General features: G+C 62.6%; 15 protein-coding genes. 6 read left to right on the top strand and 9 right to left on the bottom strand.

What is annotated here, in order from left to right; all coding sequences use genetic code 11:
- Position 1: 1 nt before the first annotated feature.
- Positions 2 to 763 (top strand): ABC transporter ATP-binding protein, encoded by a 762-nt coding sequence (locus NVS32_RS06870; protein WP_258499153.1) that lies wholly within the window; start codon positions 2 to 4, stop codon positions 761 to 763.
- The gene (locus NVS32_RS06865) at positions 760 to 1,977 is read left to right on the top strand and encodes an ABC transporter permease (RefSeq protein ID WP_258499152.1); all 1,218 of its coding nucleotides are present in this window, start codon (positions 760 to 762) and stop codon (positions 1,975 to 1,977) included. Before NVS32_RS06870 ends, NVS32_RS06865 begins: the two co-directional genes overlap by 4 nt.
- Positions 1,978 to 2,058: 81 nt before the next feature.
- Here NVS32_RS06865 and NVS32_RS06860 read toward each other — a convergent pair whose 3' ends face one another.
- A complete protein-coding gene (locus NVS32_RS06860; RefSeq protein ID WP_258499151.1) occupies positions 2,059 to 3,000 on the bottom strand; it encodes a LysR family transcriptional regulator in 942 nt (313 codons plus the stop codon).
- Between the two features lie 181 nt (positions 3,001 to 3,181).
- Here NVS32_RS06860 and NVS32_RS06855 point away from each other — a divergent pair, with 181 nt between their 5' ends.
- Both NVS32_RS06855 and NVS32_RS06850 read left to right on the top strand, forming a co-directional pair.
- On the top strand, positions 3,182 to 4,561 hold the full coding sequence (locus tag NVS32_RS06855) for a Na+/H+ antiporter NhaC family protein (protein ID WP_258499150.1): 1,380 nt from the start codon (positions 3,182 to 3,184) through the stop codon (positions 4,559 to 4,561).
- Positions 4,562 to 4,844: 283 nt separating this feature from the next.
- Positions 4,845 to 5,576 (top strand): PrsW family intramembrane metalloprotease, encoded by a 732-nt coding sequence (locus NVS32_RS06850; protein WP_258499149.1) that lies wholly within the window; start codon positions 4,845 to 4,847, stop codon positions 5,574 to 5,576.
- Between the two features lie 167 nt (positions 5,577 to 5,743).
- On the opposite strand, the gene NVS32_RS06845 is transcribed toward NVS32_RS06850, so the two are convergent.
- From NVS32_RS06845 to NVS32_RS06830, 4 genes are all read right to left on the bottom strand, one after another.
- Positions 5,744 to 7,048: an ATP-binding protein gene (locus NVS32_RS06845; RefSeq protein WP_258499148.1), complete on the bottom strand. Its 1,305-nt coding sequence runs from the start codon at positions 7,046 to 7,048 to the stop codon at positions 5,744 to 5,746.
- A gap of 372 nt (positions 7,049 to 7,420) precedes the next feature.
- Positions 7,421 to 8,737 (bottom strand): histidine--tRNA ligase, encoded by a 1,317-nt coding sequence (gene hisS / locus NVS32_RS06840; RefSeq protein WP_258499147.1) that lies wholly within the window; start codon positions 8,735 to 8,737, stop codon positions 7,421 to 7,423.
- A gap of 109 nt (positions 8,738 to 8,846) precedes the next feature.
- Positions 8,847 to 9,977, bottom strand: coding sequence for a hypothetical protein (locus NVS32_RS06835; RefSeq protein ID WP_258499146.1), 1,131 nt, complete (start codon positions 9,975 to 9,977; stop codon positions 8,847 to 8,849).
- A gap of 204 nt (positions 9,978 to 10,181) precedes the next feature.
- Positions 10,182 to 10,973, bottom strand: coding sequence for a hypothetical protein (locus NVS32_RS06830; protein ID WP_258499145.1), 792 nt, complete (start codon positions 10,971 to 10,973; stop codon positions 10,182 to 10,184).
- Positions 10,974 to 11,181: 208 nt separating this feature from the next.
- Between NVS32_RS06830 and NVS32_RS06825 the strand changes: the two genes are divergently transcribed.
- The gene (locus NVS32_RS06825; RefSeq protein ID WP_497023375.1) at positions 11,182 to 12,075 is read left to right on the top strand and encodes a DUF2238 domain-containing protein; all 894 of its coding nucleotides are present in this window, start codon (positions 11,182 to 11,184) and stop codon (positions 12,073 to 12,075) included.
- Positions 12,076 to 12,132: 57 nt separating this feature from the next.
- Here NVS32_RS06825 and NVS32_RS06820 read toward each other — a convergent pair whose 3' ends face one another.
- From NVS32_RS06820 to NVS32_RS06805, 4 genes are all read right to left on the bottom strand, one after another.
- On the bottom strand, positions 12,133 to 12,738 hold the full coding sequence (locus NVS32_RS06820; protein WP_258499143.1) for a hypothetical protein: 606 nt from the start codon (positions 12,736 to 12,738) through the stop codon (positions 12,133 to 12,135).
- A gap of 167 nt (positions 12,739 to 12,905) precedes the next feature.
- Positions 12,906 to 15,317, bottom strand: coding sequence for a DEAD/DEAH box helicase (locus NVS32_RS06815; RefSeq protein WP_258499142.1), 2,412 nt, complete (start codon positions 15,315 to 15,317; stop codon positions 12,906 to 12,908).
- Positions 15,318 to 15,323: 6 nt separating this feature from the next.
- A complete protein-coding gene (locus NVS32_RS06810) occupies positions 15,324 to 16,709 on the bottom strand; it encodes an ATP-binding protein (protein WP_258499141.1) in 1,386 nt (461 codons plus the stop codon).
- A complete protein-coding gene (locus tag NVS32_RS06805; protein ID WP_258499140.1) occupies positions 16,706 to 18,556 on the bottom strand; it encodes a TerB N-terminal domain-containing protein in 1,851 nt (616 codons plus the stop codon). The genes NVS32_RS06810 and NVS32_RS06805 overlap by 4 nt, the downstream gene beginning before the upstream one ends.
- Positions 18,557 to 18,945: 389 nt before the next feature.
- Between NVS32_RS06805 and NVS32_RS06800 the strand changes: the two genes are divergently transcribed.
- Entirely contained in the window at positions 18,946 to 20,085 is a 1,140-nt protein-coding gene (locus tag NVS32_RS06800; RefSeq protein WP_258499139.1) for a DUF389 domain-containing protein, read from the top strand.

The raw sequence follows: 20,085 nt of genomic DNA, 5'->3' as shown, positions 1-20,085 counted from the left end.
GATGGCATCCCCCGTCATCCACGCCGAGAAGGTCTGCCGCATCTATTCGTCGGCGGCCGGCCTCACGCCCGCGCTGCGCGGGGTGAGCCTGGACGTCGAGCGCGGCGAGTTTCTCGCCATCATGGGACCTTCTGGCTCGGGCAAGTCCACGCTCATGAGCATCCTTGGATGCCTTGACCGGCCAACGTCCGGGCAATACCTCCTCGAGGGCATCGACGTCTCGAAGCTCACCGACGATGAGCTGGCGCACGTGCGCTCGACGCGGCTCGGCTTTGTCTTCCAATCCTTCAACCTGCTGCCACGCGCTACGGTGCTTAGAAACGTGATGCTCCCCCTGGTCTACAGCAGAGGCTCCACCGCAGATCGCGAGCTGAGGGCATGGCAGGCGCTCGTTGAGGTCGGCCTTCCGGAGAGCCTCTACACCCACCGCTCGAACGAGCTCTCCGGCGGACAGATGCAACGCGTGGCCATCGCCCGTGCGCTGGTGAACGACCCTGCGCTCATCCTTGCCGACGAGCCCACGGGAAACCTCGACTCCGCCACAGGAGAGCTGGTCATGCGCACGTTCAGGCGCATGCAGGGGCGCGGAAAGACCGTGGTTCTCATCACGCACGACCCTAGCGTTGCTGGCTGGGCGGACCGCGTGGTACACATTCGAGACGGCCGGCTCCTCTCGGACGAGCAGGAACAGGCCTACGTGGCGTCGCTTGCCCAACGAGAGCAGCGTGCCCTCGGAGATTCGAAGGAGGCGGCAGGCGCATGAGGATACGGGACCTCTTCTACGAGACCTTCTCGGCCATCCAGGCAAACCGAGGGCGCAGCCTCCTCACGATCCTTGGCATTGTCATTGGCATCGCCGCCGTCATCTCCATGACGGCGCTCATCGACGGCGTCAAGGCGTCGCTCGTGGGCGAGCTGGGTCTATCGCAGTCGCGCACGGTCATGATCGACTGCTGGCCTGGGCGCGAGGTCACGATGGACGACATCGACGCGCTCGAGGCCGGGATGTCCGACGACTACGAGTTCATAACCGCGGCATCCTACAACTCGGGGACGGTGTCCAACGGCGTCACCCAAGAGGACTGCACCTTCCTGGGCGTGGAGCCGGAGTACTTCGAGGCCATGGGCACGAAGGCCATCGCCGGACGCACCATCATGCAAAGCGAGGAGGACGCTGGCTCGCGGGTCATCATGCTCGACCAGTCGGTTGCCGAGCGCATGTGGGGGTCCGCGGACGAGGCCGTGGGACAGAGCGTGCACGTGGGCAACGACGACTACACCGTGGTGGGCGTCATTGGCAAATCGGGCGTGATGGGCGGGCAATCCTTCGTGCCGCTCTCTACCATGCAGAAGCGCATGAGCGGAAACACGGGCGTGAGCCAGATCATCGGCTTTGCTCGCGAGGGCACCGACATGGACGGCATTGCCGCGCGGACGGAGTCCTACCTCAGGAGCTACTTCAACCTGCCGGAGGAGGATCCCTCGAGCCCCGATGGATCCAGCTACTACATCGGCGTCACGACCATGGCCTCGGTCATCGAGCAGCTCGACTCGACGATGGGCGCGTTCCAGGCGCTCATGACCTGCGTTGCAGGCGTGTCGCTTGTGGTTGGCGGTATTGGCATCATGAACATGATGCTCACCAACGTCACCGAAAGGATTCGCGAGATTGGATTGAGAAAGGCTCTGGGGGCGCGGCGCTCCGACATCACGTGGCAGTTCCTGCTGGAGTCCATCACGCTGTGCCTGGTGGGCGGCGCGTTTGGGATAATCCTGGGGTATGCCGGCGCCAACGTTCTCGCACAGTTTGCCAGCCTGTCAAGCGAGATAGGCGGGATGTCGGTGACGCCCGTCATCTCTCCGAAGGCAGTTGGTCTCGCCAGCGGCATCTGCGTTGGCATCGGCGTGCTCTTTGGGTTCTATCCCGCCTGGCGCGCTGCGCGTCTCGACCCCGTGGAGTCGCTGCGATATCAGTAGTGCTGGCCCACTCCCCAACTGGCGACACGCTGCCTTGGTTACCGCAACACATTCGTATGGCAAATCTGTATCGACCTGCGCTTACGTCATCCTCGAGCCATCGGCAAACTGCTGGCGAAGCACCTGGTCAAAGCCGAGAATGGCCGACCACACGTGGGCTGACGAGCGCCACGCCACCGAGAGCGGATAGCTCATCTCCTCCCCCAGATGAATGACGCGCATGCCCGCAGCGATGGGGTCTGCAAAGGTGGTGGCGACAAGCTCCGAAGGCACGAAGCACGCACCCACGCCGCGCAGCGCCAGGGCCATGAGCGTCTCGGAGTTCTTCGACACCACGCGCACCTCGGGCGAGATGCCCGCCTCGGCGAGCTTGCGGCGCGAGTACTCGCCAGGCACATCCTTCTCGCCCATGAGAAGGAATGGGCATGCAGCAAGCCCCTCAATCGAGCCGGTGGCCTCGCACTCCTCGGCAACGCGATCCGCCTCCTCGCCGTAGAGGTCCTCGAGGAGAGACCGCGCCACGATGAGCACGACCTCCTCGCGAAAGAGCTGGTGCACCTCGAGGCCTGGCACGCGCTCCGCGACGGTGGCCACGACCATGTCGAGACGACCTTCCCCCAGCTCGTCCACAAGCTCGTCGTTCTCGCCCTCAAAGAGCGCAATGGATATGTGAGGGTGCGCGCGCTGGTACATGGCAATGGCGCGCGGCATGATGATGTGGCCGCGCGTGGCCGTTACACCCACGCGAATCCTGCCCCGGTCGTTGTGCGCGATGTCGCGGAACTCCTGGCCCATGGCACGCTGCTCGGCCTGGAAGCGCCGCGCGTAGGCGAGAAACTCCTCGCCCGCGTAGGTGAGCGCAAGCGGGACGGTGCGTTCGACGAGCTTCACCCCAAGCTCGCGCTCGGCGGCGGCAACGCTTGCCGAGAGGGTCTGCTGGCTCACGTGCATGAGAGCAGCGGCACGCGTGAAGCTGCGTTCCTCGGCAACGGCAACAAAGTAGTCCATGGTCTGGAAGTTCATGTGACAGCACCTTTCTGCGAATCTCATGCAGGCGTGCGAGCAGCCCCATCACGTTTGCCCTGTTGTGTCCATATTACAAAACTTCTTAGTGATACATACTAGTATTATCAGTTTGACTTGGTTGTTGTATGTCCATAGTGTTTCTCGTGCTGAGGCTAACGCACTGAGAAGGACGAGGGACATGGCAGAGACGGCAACGCTTGGGGTGTTTGCGGGAATGCTCGTGGCGGGCACGGCCATGGGCATTCCCCTGGTGGCAATTCTGGCCGCTGGATTGGCTCTCTTCCTCGCCTACGGCATGCACCGCGGTCTCCGACTCCCCGAGCTGCTGCGCGCCGGAGCGTCATCCATGCGCTCTGTTGCCTCCATGCTCGTCCTCTTTGTGGTTGCGGGCGCGCTTGCCGCGGCATGGCGTGCCTCCGGCACCATCGCGGCAATCGTGAGCTGGTCCTCGTCGCTCATCCAGCCTTCTGCAGCCGTGCTCGCGGCGTTTCTCCTCTGCTGCCTCATGTCGCTGCTCATGGGCACGGCCTTTGGCACGGCAGCCACGATGGGCGTGATCTGCATGGCCGTCTCGCACGCCATGGGCGCAAACGAGCTGGCCACAGGTGGCGCGGTGCTCGCAGGTTGCTACTTTGGCGACCGCTGTTCCCCCCTCTCGGGAAGCGCCGTCCTGGTGTCCAAGCTCACGGGCACGAGCATCTACGACAACGTTCGTCGAATGCTGCGGACCGGACTCGTGCCGTTTCTCGTTGCCTGCGTGGCGTATCTCGCGATGGGCCTGCTGGCAAAGGGGGGCGCCAATGCCGCGGACGTAGCGGCAGCGCTTGCCGATAAGTTCTCGCTCTCCTGGCTGGTGATCCTTCCGGCAGCGCTGGTTGTTGCGCTCTCGCTTGCCCACGTGAACGTGCTGGTGGCCATGGCGGCGAGTCTGGGTATGGCGTGCGCGGTATGCGTTGGAGTGCAGGGCGTCTCGCCTGCCGAGCTGCCGCAGCTCCTCGTCTTTGGCTACCACGTCGCAGACCCTGCGGTGGCACCGCTCATCGACGGAGGCGGGGTTGTCTCGATGGCCAACGTGACGCTTGTGGTGGGCATCTCCTCCACCTATGCGGGCATCTTCAAGAAGACTGGCCTGCTCGACGGTGCCGTTGGGCTGGTCACGGGCTTCTCGCGCAAGTCCACCCCGTTCATCGGCGTACTTGCCACAAGCGTGGTCTCGTGCATGGTCGCGTGCAACCAGACGCTTGCCATCATGCTCACCGACCAGCTGTGTCGCCGCACCGAGAGCAACGGAAGCGCCCTGGCGCTTGACCTCGAGAACAGCGTGGTCATCGTGAGTCCGCTTGTGCCGTGGTCCATCTCCAACGTAGCCGTGCTCTCGAGCGTGGGCGCGCCGGCGCTGAGCATTGTGACGGCAACGTTCTGCTACCTTCTGCCGCTGTGGACCCTGGCGATAAGCGTCTGGCAACGCAGGCGCCCGGAGTTCCCCGACAGCAGGCCAGCTCAGCTCCTGGGCCTTACGCCTGCCGATGACGTGCGGAGGATTCCCGCCGCGGCGTAGGGACGGGAACAACGCCGACCCCACAGGCTGACGCCGCAGCAGGGTTTCGTACGCACTTCCTGCCAAAACGCGCCCTTCGGCGCCCAATTGACGCCCGAGCAGGGGTTTCCGGCGGAATTCCGTATGAGATGTGGCCTCCGGCGTCGCGCGGACCCCCGAGGGCACGTTGCTGAAGCAATCACGTGTAAAAGAGGCCTTCGGGAGCAGATTCTCGCCGACGAGCGCATTCCCGTAGCAAATGGGTAACCTTCCACCCAGCAATATTTCCGCGGAAAGGTTCTCCATGTTCTTTCTCCTGGCAAACGGCTTCACGCTCTACCTGCTGTTCTTTCTCATCCTTGCCATTGGGCCTGCCGTGGCCCTCATGCGCTATGTCTATAACCTCGACCCTTTGGAGAAGGAGCCGTCGGGGCTTCTCTCGCAGCTGATTCTGCGAGGAGTGCTGGCAGCCTTTCTCGCCGGCGTGCTCGAAGAAGTTGGGATGTCGGTCTTTGGCCTCTTGTCCGGCCTCGACGAGAACACCCTGGGGTTTGAGCTGCTCTCGGACTTTGTGGTGGTGGGCGTCATCGAGGAGGCGTGCAAGTACATCCTCATGAGCCGCGCCACATGGAACAATCCCGCGTTCAACTGTCGCTACGACGGCGTGGTGTATGCGGTCTTCACCTCGTTGGGGTTTGCCGGCATGGAGAACGTTATGTACGGGCTCAACTATGGCACGGGCGTGCTCATGAGCCGGGCGGTCATGGCCATTCCCGCTCACATGGGCTTTGCGGTGCTGTTTGGCATGCTCTACGGGGAGGCCAAGTACCTTGCCGTTAGGGGACACCGCATTGGCTCTGTGCTGTGCGTAGTTGTTGGCTTTGCGTTCTCCGCCCTGCTGCACGGGCTCTACGATGCCACGGCTACGCTCGCCAACTACGGAGACGGAACGTTTCTGCTGGTAGTTGCCTTGATTTACGTGATAGTGTTCCTCGTGGTGCGCTCTGCAGCCAGGCACGACAAGCGCTTCGCGTAGGGGTGACGCGCCTCTCGCGTCATACTCCCTCGCTGGCGAAACAGATCTTCGTGAGCGGAGAATAGCTCCATTTCTTAGAACCGGCTCCAGTGACCTGGGAAACGCCGCCGACGATAAAGAAAAGGAGCTATTCTCCGCGAAGGTGAATGAATGATGGGAATGGCCAGTTACGCCCCCAAGAGCGAGGCTGGAATTACCAAGACCCCATCGTTACGTTTATACGCCAAACTCCCGCGCCCCACCACCACGGCAAGAAAAACCGGCTCGGGATTCTTCCCGACATTATTAGATAGCACCTTACGCCGCAAGGCCTTCAGGTTCTCGGCTGCCTTGTCCGCCTTGGTGTCGCTGAGCTTGATTTCCACAGCCGCCCATCTTCCACCAGACTCGATGACGGCATCTGTCTCCAGTCCCTTCTCGTCGCGATAATAAAAGAGACGATTGTCGATTCCAGGAAACGTCGAGAGGAAGACTAACAAATCCCGAATCACCAGGTTCTCAAAGAGCAATCCCAACGTCTGCATATCACTCAGCAGCCGGTCCGGAGTAGCGCCCAATAGGGCTGCAGCCAGCGAGGGGTCGCAAAAGTACCGCTTGGGCTTCACTCGCACACGTGCCTTTGCACGCATGGGTGGCTCCCAGCCTCTGATTTCTTCCGTAAGATGGAGTCGATCAAAAAGTTCGAGATAGGAAGCAATGGTGAGTACGTCCGGTGCGCTCTCGCCCTCTGTCATATCACGCTGGAGGGTCTTGTACGTAACTGCCTGGCTTTCATTTGCGGCGAGTGCACGCATGAGCGCCAGAGCGGTGCGAGGAGAACGGCCCTCTTCCAAAATGTTCGTATCAAGAACTGAGCGAAGATACTGCACAGAAGTTTCGAAAGCCGCATCATCGGAAAGTCCAAGGTTGGCTGGCCAGCCGCCCCTGCAGCACCACCGAGCGACGTCCGCAAGGTCAGCATGTGCACTAGCTGGAACAAGGGGCTTGCCCGCAAGCAGCGAACCTAATGAAACCAGTCCGCTTGAGTCGCCAGACTCAAAAAGTGACATCGGACGCATAGAGAGACGAGCGATCCTTCCGGTACCAGAATGATGAACTTTCTCACGCATCTCTTTGGAGAGTGACGATGATCCCGTAAGAAGTAGCATTCCACGACGATTCCCCGCTTCGTCAACACGTCGCCTAGCTGCGTCCCAGACTTCTGGAACCTCCTGCCACTCGTCCACGAGATGGGGCTCGTCTCCAATTAGAGCAAGCATGGGATCCATTTGTGCCGCTTCACGCTGGGCGGGATCATCCAGTCGCGTTACGCTCATCGACCTTGACAGAGACGTCCATGTTTTTCCACACCACTTAGGTCCACTAATCTCTACGCAGCCGAATGCGTTCATCAGGGCGTCAAGCCTGCATTCAATAAGGCGCGGACGATATCCCTGCGGGGTGAGAGTGCCGGACTGAAGCGTCTGTGTCATCGCTCTCCTACGCTATCAACGTAAACAACGTTCGGCAATCTGTATGAAATCTTCGTTTTAGATAATACGCCAATTTCATTATAGATTTTACGCCACTCTCGTTATTGTTTTTACGCGCATTCTTTCTCTCTCAACATGCATCCGACTCTTCTCTCACGTCACACTTCCTCTCTCGCGGAGAATAGCTCCTTTTTCTTAGAACCGGCTCCAGCGACCTGGGGAAACGTGTCCGGCGATTAAGAAAGGGAGCTATTCTCCACGAAGGTGAGCAGGGGAGAACAGAGACGCCATGGAGTGCGAGACGGAATGTGCCCTCCGGCGCCAAGCGTCGGAGGGCACAAACTTGCGAACTAGAGCTGCGGCGCGGTTGCGCTACTGCGCCAAGCGCGCAGTCACCGCGGAAACGAGCTCCTCGTCGGGAACCTGGGTCTGCTCGTGCGTCTCCATGTCGCGAAGGGTCACGGCATTGGCCGCCACCTCGTCGGGCCCGATAACCACGCAGACGCGCGCCCCGAGCTTGTCAGCCTGCTTAAACTGGCTCTTGAGCGAACGACCCTGGTAGTCGGCCTCGGTACGCACGCCCGCCTGATGCAGCGCAAGCGTAGCCGAGAAGACAGCCTCGCGCTCGTCCGCAGAGGTCCCGGCCACGTAGACACATCCGGGCTGGGGCGTCTCGAGCGAGCCGCCCTGCGCGGCAAGCGCGAGAGCAATGCGCTCGAAGCCCACGGCAAACCCGATGCCAGGCGTGGGCTTTCCGCCCTCGAGCTCCATGAGCCCATCGTAGCGACCACCGCCGCCGATAGCGCCAACGCCGCCGTCCACAGCCTCCACCTCGAAGACCGTGCGCGTGTAGTAGTCAAGGCCGCGCACGAGCGTGGGATCTTCGACATAGGCAACGCCCGCTGCGTCAAGATAGCGCTTTACCTGCGCGTAGTGCTCGGCGCATTCGTCGCAGAGGTTGTCCTTGGCAAGCGGTGCATCGCGCATGACCTCGCGGCAGTGGTCGTTCTTGCAGTCGAAGCTGCGCAGGGGGTTGATCTCCGCGCGCTCGAGGCAGTCCTCGCACATCTCGTCCGCGTGGTCGAGAATGAACTGGCGGACCTTCTCGCGATAGGCGGGACGGCATGCGGCATCGCCCATCGAGTTGATGGAGAGACGCAGGCGAGAGGGGTCAAAGCCAAGGCGCTTGTAGTACTCCATGAGCATGATGATGCACTCGGCATCCGCCGCCGGGTCCGCGGCGCCCAGCCACTCGACGCCCACCTGGTGGAACTGGCGCAGACGGCCCTTCTGGGGACGCTCGCCACGAAACATTGCCTCGGCATACCACAGCTTGGCAGGCGCGGCTCCCTGGGGCACCATGTTGTTCTCAACGGCGGCACGCACAACGCCGGCAGTACCCTCGGGACGCATGGCCAGGCGCTGCTTGGGCTTGAGACCAGCCTCGGAGCCCTGCTCGAGAAGGTTCTCGAAGAGCGCGCCGGAGACAACGCGGAACATCTCCTTGCGCACGACGTCCGTGGACTCGCCAATGCCGTGGACAAAGGTGTCCACCTGCTCGATTGCGGGGGTCTCGACCATGTCGAAGCCATACGCGCCAAAGAGGTCGCGCGCCACGTCCTGCATGTGCTGCCAGGCGCGCATGTAGCCGCCAAAGAGGTCCTCGGTTCCCTGAACCCGCTGTGCCATGTGATGCTCCTTTCGCGCCGCCCGGGCGCATCTGGTCGCGGCCACGAGCGACGCGTCCACACACCGCCTTCCGCGACCATGTTCGGGTTGCAAGTATAGCGCCCAAGGACTACGCGACGTTTGCGGCAGAGAGGTACACGATGCGACCGTCGATGCGCGAGGTTGCGTCGGTCTGGATGTCGATGTCCGCCCCATCAGCTATCACGATGGTCCCTCGCACGACGGAGCCGTTGGTGAGGCGAAGGCTTGGCACGCCGGCGGCAACGTAGATTGCCGCGGCATGGGAACTTGCGGAGGTGACGCCGTCAAGCGAGAGAGCTGCGTCGCCGCAGAGCTCCGCAAGGGAACCAGTCGAGAGGATCTGGACGTCGACGAGAGAGACGCTGCTGCCAGACCCCTCGGCGCGCACTATGGTGCCCGGCGTTGCCTCGAGGCTTCCGCGCTCCATCGAGACGCTTGCTCCGTCAGTCGCGGCGATAGCGGCGCACTTCTCGCCAGAGGCATAGGCAGACGAGTCGCTCAGGCAGGCAAGGGATCCCGTCCCAGCGCAGGCAAGCGCGATGGAATTCTCGCCGCGCGCAGAGAGCGTCGAAGCTGCTGCGATATCTGCTGTCGCGCCGTCAGTGACGCTCAACGCAGAGGAATCTGAAGGGGAAAGCGAGATGATGGTCGATCCTCGCGCCACGAGGGACTCGCCAGCGCCCACCAGCACGGTGGAGCCATCGCCCGTAGAGGTGAGAACTTCGTCGTTGAGCTCTCTTTCCGAGTCTTCACTCGTGGCATCATCGTCACCGCCGGAGCCATCCCCAGATTCGTTCTGCTCCTCCGAGACGTAGGCCGCGGCAAGCGATAGAGACGTTGACGAATCCGTTGTGGGCTGCATGTGGGGCTCTATAGGGTCGGGCACGGTTGCCGCGACCTGTACCGCGTTGTGGTTGTCAGAGTCATCTTGTGCAGAGACCGTCTGGTCAGCACCCTCACTGGCAAGAGACTCCTGTCCCACCTCCTCCTGGATGACCCCCGCATGGTCCAGTTCCTCGGCGACGACTTTCGAGGGGGTTACGCCCAAGACCGCCGTGAGAGCAAATGCCGCAGCAAGCATGCAGGCGGCCTTGGACGCGCGAGACGTGGCGGCAACGGGGCGCCTCCACCAGTGCGCCACTCGCGGAGCGGCAACCGCTTCGTCCGACAGGACCTCCGTTGGGACCTGCTTGGTTTCGGACGATGTCTCCTCGCGCATGTGAGACTCCCCTCTTCCGTTTGCGCGGCGCCATGGCGTCGTCTTGCGGAAGAGTCTTCCCCACGATGCGCCACGGAACCCCTTCGAGGTCTCACACCATCCCATGGGCACGACGTTGCGCGAAAGCTGAAAAGGTCGGGGACGTGATGCCCCGACCTTCTCTGGTTGCTGGCTGGGAAGGCCAGCCAGTCTATGGCGTTAGACTTACTGCTGTTGGTCGTGCTGGTCGTGCCAGAGACCCGCGGCCTGAAGCACCTCGAGCGCCGTGTGCTGGGGCTGCTCTGCGGTGGACGCGGGGCTGCGGTACTGTGCCATCATCTGCTTGAAGAGGATGGCTGGCGCGGGCGGAGTGTACGTGATGGCGTTGGCGCCGGCCTCGATTGTTGCCCTCGTGGACTCCTCTGTGCCACCGCTCGACGCAATGATGGGCACGTCAGGGAACTTCTCGCGAATCTTGCTCACGATAGCCGGCGTGTCCTTGCCGCCAGCGACGTTGATGATGGCCGCACCGGCGTCGATACGTGCGGCGATGTCGGTATCGGCACTCACCACGGTAATGACCGTGGGAATGTCGATGGCAAGGGAGACGGCGCGGAGGTTGACGTTAGAAATAGGCGAGTTGAGCACCACGCCCATGGCCCCCTGGCACTCCACGTCATGTGCAAGCGTCACCGTGCGCACGCCGCGCGTGGTGCCTCCCCCGATGCCACAGAACACCGGGATGCTCGAAGCGTCGATGATGGCCTCGGAGATGGACTGCTGCGGGGTGAAGGGGTAGACCGCAAAGACGGCATCGGCATCGCAGTTCTTGATGACCGCGAGGTCTGTGGTGTAGACGAGAGCGCGAATCTTGCGTCCAAAGATCCTGATGCCGCTTGCCTTCCATGCCTCTTCCGGCATCTTGAGAATCTTATGACGCAGCCTGGCCTGGATGATCGGGGCTTCCTTCTTCGCGGTCGTTGGGACCACGATGGGATCTGAGACGTTGTCTTCCATGGATGTACCCCCTCGTGAGACACGTGCTGGCACCGTATGCGGAATCATGCAACCGGATACTACCCATCCAATGCGTCCGCCGTTCACAACCCCCGGCATTTCTCGGCACATCCATGATGGGAACTGGCGGCCAGCAGGCAGTGCGTGACCTTCTCGCCCTTGCGCACGCCCTGGGTGGACTACGATACTTTTCATCACATTTTGAACCGTGAAAGGATGTACGCATGGCAAGGGGCAAGCTCCAGGCGTTTATGCGACGCCTCAAGGACCGCATAGCGCTCACCGCCGCACCTTCATCCTCTATTCGATTCTCAGGGTACTCGTCCTGCTCACGCTCATCCGCTGCATCATGACCCAACGCTGGGAAGGCGTGGCCATCTCCATCCTGGTGCTCGTCCTTTTTCTGGTGCCTTCCATCGTGGAGGACAAGGCGCACATCGAGATTCCCGGTCTCTTCCAGGCAATCATCTACACATTCATCTTTGCCGCCGAGATCCTTGGCGAGATTGACCACTACTACGTGCTAATTCCCGGCTGGGACACCGTCCTGCACACGCTCAACGGCTTCCTGTGTGCTGCCATAGGCTTCTCCCTGGTGGACCTCCTTAACCGTTCGAGCAAGAACATCAACCTCTCCCCCATCTACGTGACAATTGTTGCCTTCTGCTTCTCGATGACCATCGGCGTGCTGTGGGAGTTTGTCGAGTTTGGCTTCGATACCTTCCTGGGGATGGACATGCAGAAGGACACCTTTGTCACAAGCATCTCCTCCGTGGCGCTTGACCCTGCAAACGAAGGCAATCGCATCCAGATACGCGACATAGCGACGACCGCCATTACCACCGCTAGCGGCGACACCACGACCATCAACGGCTACCTTGACATTGGGCTTATCGACACCATGAAGGACCTGCTCGTGAACTTTGCCGGGGCGCTGGTCTTCTCCGTAATTGGCTACCGACACCTCAAGAGGAACGAGAGCGGCAACTGGGCGGAAGGCCTGCACGTAAAGCCAGTACCTGCAGAGCAGTACCAGGAGAATGAGCGGCGGCTCGACGAGATGGAAGCGCAGCGCGAGGGCAAGAAGCGCCAACGCGAGTAGGTGACCCTGGGAACCACCCGTCGCTGCGAACCTCCGTCCAGCAGTCCCCCCTATCGCCTACATGATGTCCTCCATGGGGACCTTGCCGTTTACAATTGCCCCCGTGACCCCACGCTCTCGGAGCATCCGCGCGATGGCGTAGATAGGATCTGGGTCTATTCCCATAATTGCGGGTGCCTTTTCGCCAATGCCGTAGACAACCTCCGCAAACCGCGCCCTTGGATCCACCTCGTCGTTGTCCCAAGTCTTTGCGACGTTGGCGAGGTAGTCCTTCCAGTTCACATACGAGCGCTGGGCGAGACGAGCGTTGTCACCCCAAGAGGAGCGCACCCTGTCCTCGTCCACGGGAACAAGGTAGGAGCGGTAATTCTCGTGCACGGCGTCTGCGAGCCCATCAATGTAGAACCATCTTCCGCTACAGCACTGATAGGGATGCCGATCCCCGCACAGCACCACGAACAGATCTCCATCTCTTATGGGAATGCGGGGCAGGCAGAGCATGTCACCTTCTCTGGAGGGGAGGTCTGGGCTCACATCCCGTACTGCACGCTCCACCCCGTACATGCGAAAGAACGGAACCTTCCACTCGTCAAACGCCCTGCGGATGCCGGCCGCCTCTGCCAAGCAGCTGACCTTGACCAAACTCTCCTGGTATCCAGACATATGATTGCCCCCAGACCTCAAACAACCAACAGGAGGCCGGCCGTCGCCGACCACGCTCGAGCGTTGTTTGCAAGGGAGAGGTGCGCCATCACGTGCCAGTGGGGGCCTCCGGGGTGGCTTCATCCCTTGCGATACTATCGTACCATGTATGAGAACATTTGTTCTCGTCAGATTCCTGACAGATTCGTGCAAGGCAAGGCGGGAATGTCATATCCGGGCGCATCCGGCCACGAAAGCACGCGTGCCAGCATGCCCTCAACGTCTAGCACGCCATAGGCAAAGCCCTTGCGAACCAGCTCGTCGGACACAAACCCGTCGTACTTGTCGAAGCGAGGAACCTCACCGGGATAGACCAGCTCCATGGGGTCAAGCGGGAGCGCGGCCTCCTCCTTAACCACGCGGTAGAACGTATGCGCATCGGCGCTCATCGTAAACTGCATGAAGTATGGGCGCGAGGAGTCCAGCCCCTTGAGCCCGAGCTTGTCGGCGCAGCGAATCTTGAGGAAGCGCTCGAGCGCGAGAAACGCGTAGCTCCCCAGCCAGGGCAGAAGACACCATGAGGTACCACCCAGGCACACGAGCGGCTCTGACGCCAGATGGGCTAACGACGCCACATGACGCGCCTGCGCCAGCCGGGCGCGCGCATTCGTGCGCAGGTAGGGATAGTCGCACGTCTCGCGGAGAACGCCCCGCATGCGCTCGAGCACGCGGGTGTTCACGTCTCCTGCGCACATTCCAAAGTACGCGGGGACCTTGCCCTTAACCTGCGTGCACTCGATGAGATGGCGCTTGTAGTCAATCTCCTCGATCACCCAAACGGCGCCCGCAATGGCAATGCGCTCCCCCACGGGCGGCGGCTGCACGATTGTCCCCAGCTCCTGGGACTCCGAGCGCACCGTGTACTCCTCGTCCTCGGCAAACGTTGCATAGAAGCGGAAGTCGTTCGTCACGCGCTCGCCCGCAAGGCCAACGATGAGCCTGCCCGTCTCGGTGCGCTCGATCTGGTCGGTCTCGACGAGGAGCCGCAGCAGCGTACGATAGTCATCTGCTGTCACGCGATGGAAGGGCGAGAGGGTAAGCACGCGGCGCGCAAGGTCCGCGGGCGAGAGCTCGCCCGTCGAGGCAAGCGTCGCCATGGTCTGGTGGTAAAGAAGGCTGTAGGGCAGGCCGTCCAGCCTCGGCGGCTCGACCCAGCGCTCCTCCACGTAGAGCTGCACGAGTGCAATGCCCTGCAGCAGCTTCCAGGGCACGGTCTCGGGGAGAAGTGCCCTGGCCTCGGGCTCGTCTTCGCGCATCACGAACCACATCTCGCTTGGCTGGCCACGCCTGCCGGTACGCCCCATGCGCTGCAGAAACGAGCTCACCGTGAACGGTGCGTCTATCTGGAACGCCCGCTCCAGGCGCCCGATGTCAATGCCCAGCTCGAGCGTCGAGGTGGTCACCGTGGTGAGGTTTGCGTCCTCGTCGCGCATGAGCTCCTCGGCAGTCTGCCTGAAGCTTGCCGAGAGGTTGCCATGATGGATGAGGAAGCGGTCTGGCTCCCCTACCGCCTCGCAGTACTGGCGCAGCGTTGTGGTAACGGCCTCGCACTCCTCGCGAGAGTTGGCGAAGACCAGGCACTTGCGACCACGCGTGTGCTCGAAGACGTAGGCAAGCCCAGGGTCTGCGAAGACGGGCGCCCTGTCTGTGGGGGCCTCGGGTTCCGGTTGCTCGGTCTGGGGCGCGGCGACGCTTGGCGAGACGTCCTCCACGCGCTCCTCTCGGCTGGGCACGCGCTGCTCGGCTACCGTACGCAGGGGGGTCTCGTACGTTGCCTCCGCTGGTTCCGCACCAGCGCCATGACCAAGCCCATCCTCGCCGCGCTCCGGCGCCTGCGGCCCACTCACGTAGAAGTGCTCCATCGAAAGACGCCACCGCTCCTTGGGGGCCTCCAGCCTGGGGATGACGCATCCGCGACCCGTACCTGCGGAGAGGTACGCACCTGTTGCCTCTGGGTCGCCGATGGTGGCCGAGAGGCCAATGCGGCGCGGCACCACGCCCGCCAGTCGCGAGAGGCGCTCAAGGCAGCAGAGCGTCTGGCCGCCTCGGTCTCCTCGCAGGAGCGAATGCACCTCGTCTATCACGACAAAGCGCAGGTCGCCAAAGATACGAGGGATAGCGTTATGGCGGTGAAGCAGCATGGACTCGAGCGACTCCGGCGTGATCTGCAGGATGCCCGAGGGATGCTTGAGCATCTTAGCCTTGTGCGACTGCGAGACGTCGCCATGCCAGTGCCACACGGGTATGTTGCCATCGGCGCAGAGGTCCTCGAGGCGTAGGAACTGGTCGTTAATCAGTGCCTTGAGCGGGCCGATGTACACGCAGCCAACCGAAGCCGGTGGGTCCTCCCAAAGCTCCGTCAGGATGGGGAAGAATGCAGCCTCCGTCTTGCCCGAGGCGGTGGAAGCCGTGAGCAGGACGTTCTCGTCGGTGTTGAAGATGGCGTCTGCGGCGGCAACCTGCACCGCCCGTAGACTCTGCCAGTCGTGGTCGTAGATGAAGTCCTGGATGAACGGCGCATAGCGGTCGAAAGCGTCCATGGCGGCCTAGATGTCGAACTCGGCGAACTCGTCCTGCGCGGCAGGGGCCTGCCCGCCTCCTGGCGCAGCAAACGACGCCGCGCCCTGCTCTGCCGGCGCCTTCACCGGCGACGTGAACTGCCCACTGCCAAGCAGCTGCTCAACCGTGACACCGGGGTTCTGCGAAAGGATGTCGAGCATCTCGACAAAGTCGCGGATGACCTCTCGCGGGGTGAGGTGTGTGTCCGCGCCCACGCGACCGTACTCGGTCTCGAGGAAGCGCACAAGCTCGTCCTGGGTAATGGTGCGCTGGTACCCAAAGAGTCCCGCGTGGATGTCCGCGAGCTTCTCGACGAGCACCAGCAGCTCCTCGTGGGTGAGTGGCTCCAGGCGGATGACCGGCGCCAGCATGTCCACCAGGCCGTCCTGCGAGAAGCGCCCCTGCGTGAGGCGGCTCCGGAGCGCCTCGTAGGAGTAGAGCCCTCTCCGCCTGTCCTCCACAGCCTGAGGCGTTCCGCTCATGATGATGCCCAGGTGATGCGCCTTGCCCTGGAGTGTATCGTTGTACATGGTGAGCACCTTCTCGTAGTTGTACTGCCTGCTCACCGCATTGGGGATCTTGTAGAGGTTCACCATCTCGTCGAGGAGGATGACAAGGCCCTTGTAGCCCGCCCCCACAAGGAAGGTCGCAAGAATCTTGAGGTAGTCGTACCAGTCATCGTCACCAATCACGATGCCCACGCCCAGCTCGCGCCTGGCCTCGGTCTTGTTACGGTACTCGCCACGGAACCACTTGGTGACGTTGGCCTTGGTCTCGTCGTCGCCCTCGAGGTGAGCGCGCCAGTACATGGTGAGAAGGCGCGCAAAGTCGTAGCCATGGACTAGCTCCTGCACCAAGGCCATGGTGCCCATGATGCGCCGCTCCATGGCGTCGGCGAAAGCCGGGTCTTCCGGGGCGAGGCCGTCCTCGAGCGTCACCTGCGACTGCACGTTGGAGACCCAACGGTCGAGCACCAGGTTGAGGGCACCGCCCTCTGGCCTGGTCTTGGTGCTGAGGTTGCGGATGAGCTCGCGGTAGGTGGCAAGGCCTTGGCCGCCCGTGCCCTGTAGGCGCCTCTCGGGCGAGAGGTCCGCGTCCGCAACCACAAAGCCCCTCCCCATTGCATGGTTGCGAATGGTCTGGAGCAGGAAGCTCTTGCCGCTGCCATAACGACCCACCAGGAAGCGGAAGCTGGCACCGCCATCGGCAACGAAGTCGAGGTCGTGCAGGAGAGCGGCCACCTCGCGGTCGCGGCCCACCGTGATGTAGGGCAGGCCAACGCGCGGGACGACGCCGCCCTTCAGGGAATTTATGATCACCTGCGCGATGCGACGAGGAACGCGCGGCGCCTGCTCTTGGGTAGTTTGCGTCATTGCTGTAGGTATCCTCTCAGGTCTTGCTCGTAGTCCTCGATAAGGGCGGGGCCGACGTCGCCAAACTCCAGCACCGTGTCTCCCACGAGGTCAAAGAGCTTCTCGTTGATTGAGTCGACAAGCATGTCGAGGGACGCCCCCGCGGCGGCAGGCGGCTCTTTATGGGCGAGAAGCGCGTCGAGAAGGGCGTGCTCTTGCGCGGTAAGGCCAAGGTCGGTCTTGGCCGGCTGCGGTGCGGGCACCGGTGTTGCCGCCGGAGGTGCAACCGCAGACTCTGGCGCCAGCGCCGCGGCCGCGGGCTCCGCTGCCGCATCACCTGGTACGTACCCCTCGCGCTCCTCGTCCACCAGGAGAGCCTCGCGCGTGACCGCCGCCGCGCTGCGAATGCCGCCCAGCTTGGAGAGGTCAACCTTGAACCGGCGTCTCTCGGCCTCCTCCTCGCGCTCGTGCTGCGCCTGGCTTTCCTCCGTCACCATCTTCTGGAGGTAGCGAGGAAGCGTCTGCTCCTTGAGGGGGTGGCCAAAGTCCCAGTCGATGCGCATCTGGCGGTCGATGGCGCGCAGGAGGCGCGCCAGGTCGCGGCTTCGCTCATTAGTGGAATACGCCTGTCGCTCCGTCCAGCGGCCAAAGCGGAAGCTTACCGTCTGGCCGGGGCAAACGCGAACCGTGCGGTCGGGGCCCTCCCAGCCGCGCTCGAGCGGAACTCCGGCCAGAGGGGTAAACGGCCAGGACGTGCGGTAGCCCACCAGGCCGTCAACCCAGCCCGTCTTCCGGCGACGGTTGCAGTGCACTGCCATGCGCCGCGCCACGGCAGCGGCAACGACAGCGAAGGACTCACGATGCGCGCGGACAAAGGGTGAGCGAGAGATGTCCATGGTAGAGACGTTGCCCATGGCCACCATGACCTCGTCATCTGTTGGGGCGGACACCTTCTCTGCCTGATGGTCCTCGAGAAGCCCACGCGATGAAAGCTCGGCCCGCTCCATTGCCCGCAGCGTCTCGACGCCTGCGCCAAACGCACGGTCTGCCTCCGCAACCGTCTGCTGAACGTCAAGCCCCATGCAGATGGCATAGTCGCGCTCCCAGCGCCGTAGGTCCATCGTCACGCTGGGCCCAATGCCGAGCGCATCCTGCTCAAAGCAGCGCTGCTCGAGCTTACGCAGGCAGGCGAGGACCTCGGTCCCCGGAGTGGCCCCCACGCCGTTGATGAGCTCGAACGTCAAGATGGTGACGTAGGTTGCCGGCACATCGATGGCCGTGCCGCGACGCCAGGACGCGCGCCAAGTGAAGTACCCACGCAGTTCTCGGTTACCGAGGTCCTTGTATGTTGGCAGGTACCGATAGGGATGGAAACCCTCAAATGGCAGGTTATCCTCGAACTCTGCGGCAAGGCGAGCCTGGCGGCAGAAGAGTTCTCCCGGGCGTAGGCCCACCTTCTCTAGGTGCCGCAGCTCCTGCAGTGTGGGCGGCAGCTCGGAATCCAGGAGCTCCGCGCTCTCCTCGTTGAAGAAGGACGGTGCGTCAAACGAGAACGACGGCCACGCCGACTGCGCGGACTCGGGAGTCGAGGACGCTCCCCAGGTAGGCGCAGGGAAGCTCACCTGTTGGTGCCGTCTCTCGACGCGCTGCTCACGGGCGCTGCGCGCGGTGTTGCGTCCCTCTTGGCGACGCATTGCGCGTTCACGGGCGAAGTCTGCACCCGTACGAAGGATTGGCTGGTCAGAGTAGGTAGTCTGGCTCATGCTGACGAGCGCGCGGCCATCCTTCGAGGCTAGGATCTGCTCGAGGACCTCCTCGGCACGCGAGCGAGCGCCATCCGCTGAACGGCCCGTACTTCCCTCGTCCAACTTGCACCTCCCCGCACGACGCAGCATTCGTAGCAAACCATTCTACTCCCCCGACAGTAAAATGAGAACACGTGTACGCTGATTTGTGCTTCGCATGCATTGCTGGGAAGGTCGAGCACCACCGAAACTTGCTGTCCAGAGCTCTTCCCTTTCCCGAACTACGCACGGTCGGGATTAAGGTTTGTGTCGACCTGGGCTTTTGTTCGTCTCATCCTTAGCCGTGCGTAGTTTGGACACCTGTCGGACTGCGGAGATTGCTACCTGGTGTGCTGTGTCGCCCGTAATTGCCACCACGCACCCTCGCGCAGCGTTGCAACCCCACCTTTGGGGCACAAGAGTGAACGAGGCTGGCATACGGATAGGTCGAACCGGGATTTCGAGGTGCAGCAATGGCCGAGAAGAGCAAAACAGAAGACGCGGGCATTGGCGCGAGCTGGACACGCCGCGGCGTCTCCGCGCTCAGACGAGCCTTCGACGTTCGCGAAGGTCGTGCGTCGTGGCCGCAGATCCGCAAGCGCTTCGTGGGAGGCTCGAAGCTCGATGGCACGCACATGTGCATCCTCATCGTTGCCATGCTCATTGCCTCGATTGGCCTCAACACGGACTCCACCGAGGCCATCGTGGGCGCCATGCTCATCTGCCCGCTCATGGGCTCGGTGCTAGCCATCTCCTACGCCGTCGCAACGGCCGACAGGCGCCTTCTGCGCAACGCGGTCGCCGGCCTGGCGCTCCAGATGCTCATCTGCCTTGCAACCTCCACCCTCTACTTCCTCCTCACGCCCATCCCCTACGAGACCAGCGCCCTCCTCGACAACTCGACGCCCACGATCTGGGACCTGCTCATCGCCCTTGCCGGCGGCTTTGCGGGCGGGCTTGGCAACTCCCGCAAGCAGGAGCCCTCGACCCTCATAGCAGGCGTTGCCGTGGCAACCGCCCTCATGCCGCCTCTGTGCTCGGCCGGCTATGGCATCGCGCAGCAAAGCCTCACGCGCTTCGCTGGCGCAATCTACGAGTTTGGCGTCAACGTAGTGTTCATCGCGCTCGCCGCAGAGGTCGTGCTGCTCCTCCTGCATGTGCCGCTCCACCGAGACATCAACGACGACGGCGTCGTAACCCCGCAGGAGAGCGAGGATGCCGTGGCCATATCACGTCGCCTGCGCAGGAACGTCATCATTGGGACGCTCGTCTTTGCGATCCCCTGCCTCATGGTGACCACCGGCGTGGTCCAAGAGACAATCCAGCAGCACGCCAAGGACGCAACGGCAACCCCCTCCCAGGCCTCGGACCAGTACGAGACCGCTCTCACAACGCAGGAGCTCAAGGCGGTGCAGCCCGAGGTCGAGCGCTATTCCGTGGGAACCGAGTACAGCTACGCATCAGGCTCCCCGCGGCCAACCGAACGGATCGTGGCAACGGTGACCAGCACCCGCACGCTCGCCACAGACGAGCAGGACCGCGCAACGGCGCTCATTCGCGTGCATGTGCCCAGGGTAGATGAGGTCCGCTTTATGACAAGCAGCAGCACCTAG

Origin of the sequence: Tractidigestivibacter montrealensis, assembly GCF_024741235.1 — a bacterium.
Lineage (GTDB): Bacteria > Actinomycetota > Coriobacteriia > Coriobacteriales > Atopobiaceae > Tractidigestivibacter > Tractidigestivibacter montrealensis.
Note: the sequence above shows the minus strand (reverse complement) of the source record. Positions and strands in the feature narration are given on the sequence as shown.

Coding starts and splice junctions, on each gene's coding strand:
- NVS32_RS06870 (WP_258499153.1), top strand. CDS start 2: ATGGCATCCCCCGTCATCCACGCCGAGAAGGTCTGCCGCATCTATTCG.
- NVS32_RS06865 (WP_258499152.1), top strand. CDS start 760: ATGAGGATACGGGACCTCTTCTACGAGACCTTCTCGGCCATCCAGGCA.
- NVS32_RS06860 (WP_258499151.1), bottom strand. CDS start 3,000: ATGAACTTCCAGACCATGGACTACTTTGTTGCCGTTGCCGAGGAACGC.
- NVS32_RS06855 (WP_258499150.1), top strand. CDS start 3,182: ATGGCAGAGACGGCAACGCTTGGGGTGTTTGCGGGAATGCTCGTGGCG.
- NVS32_RS06850 (WP_258499149.1), top strand. CDS start 4,845: ATGTTCTTTCTCCTGGCAAACGGCTTCACGCTCTACCTGCTGTTCTTT.
- NVS32_RS06845 (WP_258499148.1), bottom strand. CDS start 7,048: ATGACACAGACGCTTCAGTCCGGCACTCTCACCCCGCAGGGATATCGT.
- hisS (WP_258499147.1), bottom strand. CDS start 8,737: ATGGCACAGCGGGTTCAGGGAACCGAGGACCTCTTTGGCGGCTACATG.
- NVS32_RS06835 (WP_258499146.1), bottom strand. CDS start 9,977: ATGCGCGAGGAGACATCGTCCGAAACCAAGCAGGTCCCAACGGAGGTC.
- NVS32_RS06830 (WP_258499145.1), bottom strand. CDS start 10,973: ATGGAAGACAACGTCTCAGATCCCATCGTGGTCCCAACGACCGCGAAG.
- NVS32_RS06820 (WP_258499143.1), bottom strand. CDS start 12,738: ATGTCTGGATACCAGGAGAGTTTGGTCAAGGTCAGCTGCTTGGCAGAG.
- NVS32_RS06815 (WP_258499142.1), bottom strand. CDS start 15,317: ATGGACGCTTTCGACCGCTATGCGCCGTTCATCCAGGACTTCATCTAC.
- NVS32_RS06810 (WP_258499141.1), bottom strand. CDS start 16,709: ATGACGCAAACTACCCAAGAGCAGGCGCCGCGCGTTCCTCGTCGCATC.
- NVS32_RS06800 (WP_258499139.1), top strand. CDS start 18,946: ATGGCCGAGAAGAGCAAAACAGAAGACGCGGGCATTGGCGCGAGCTGG.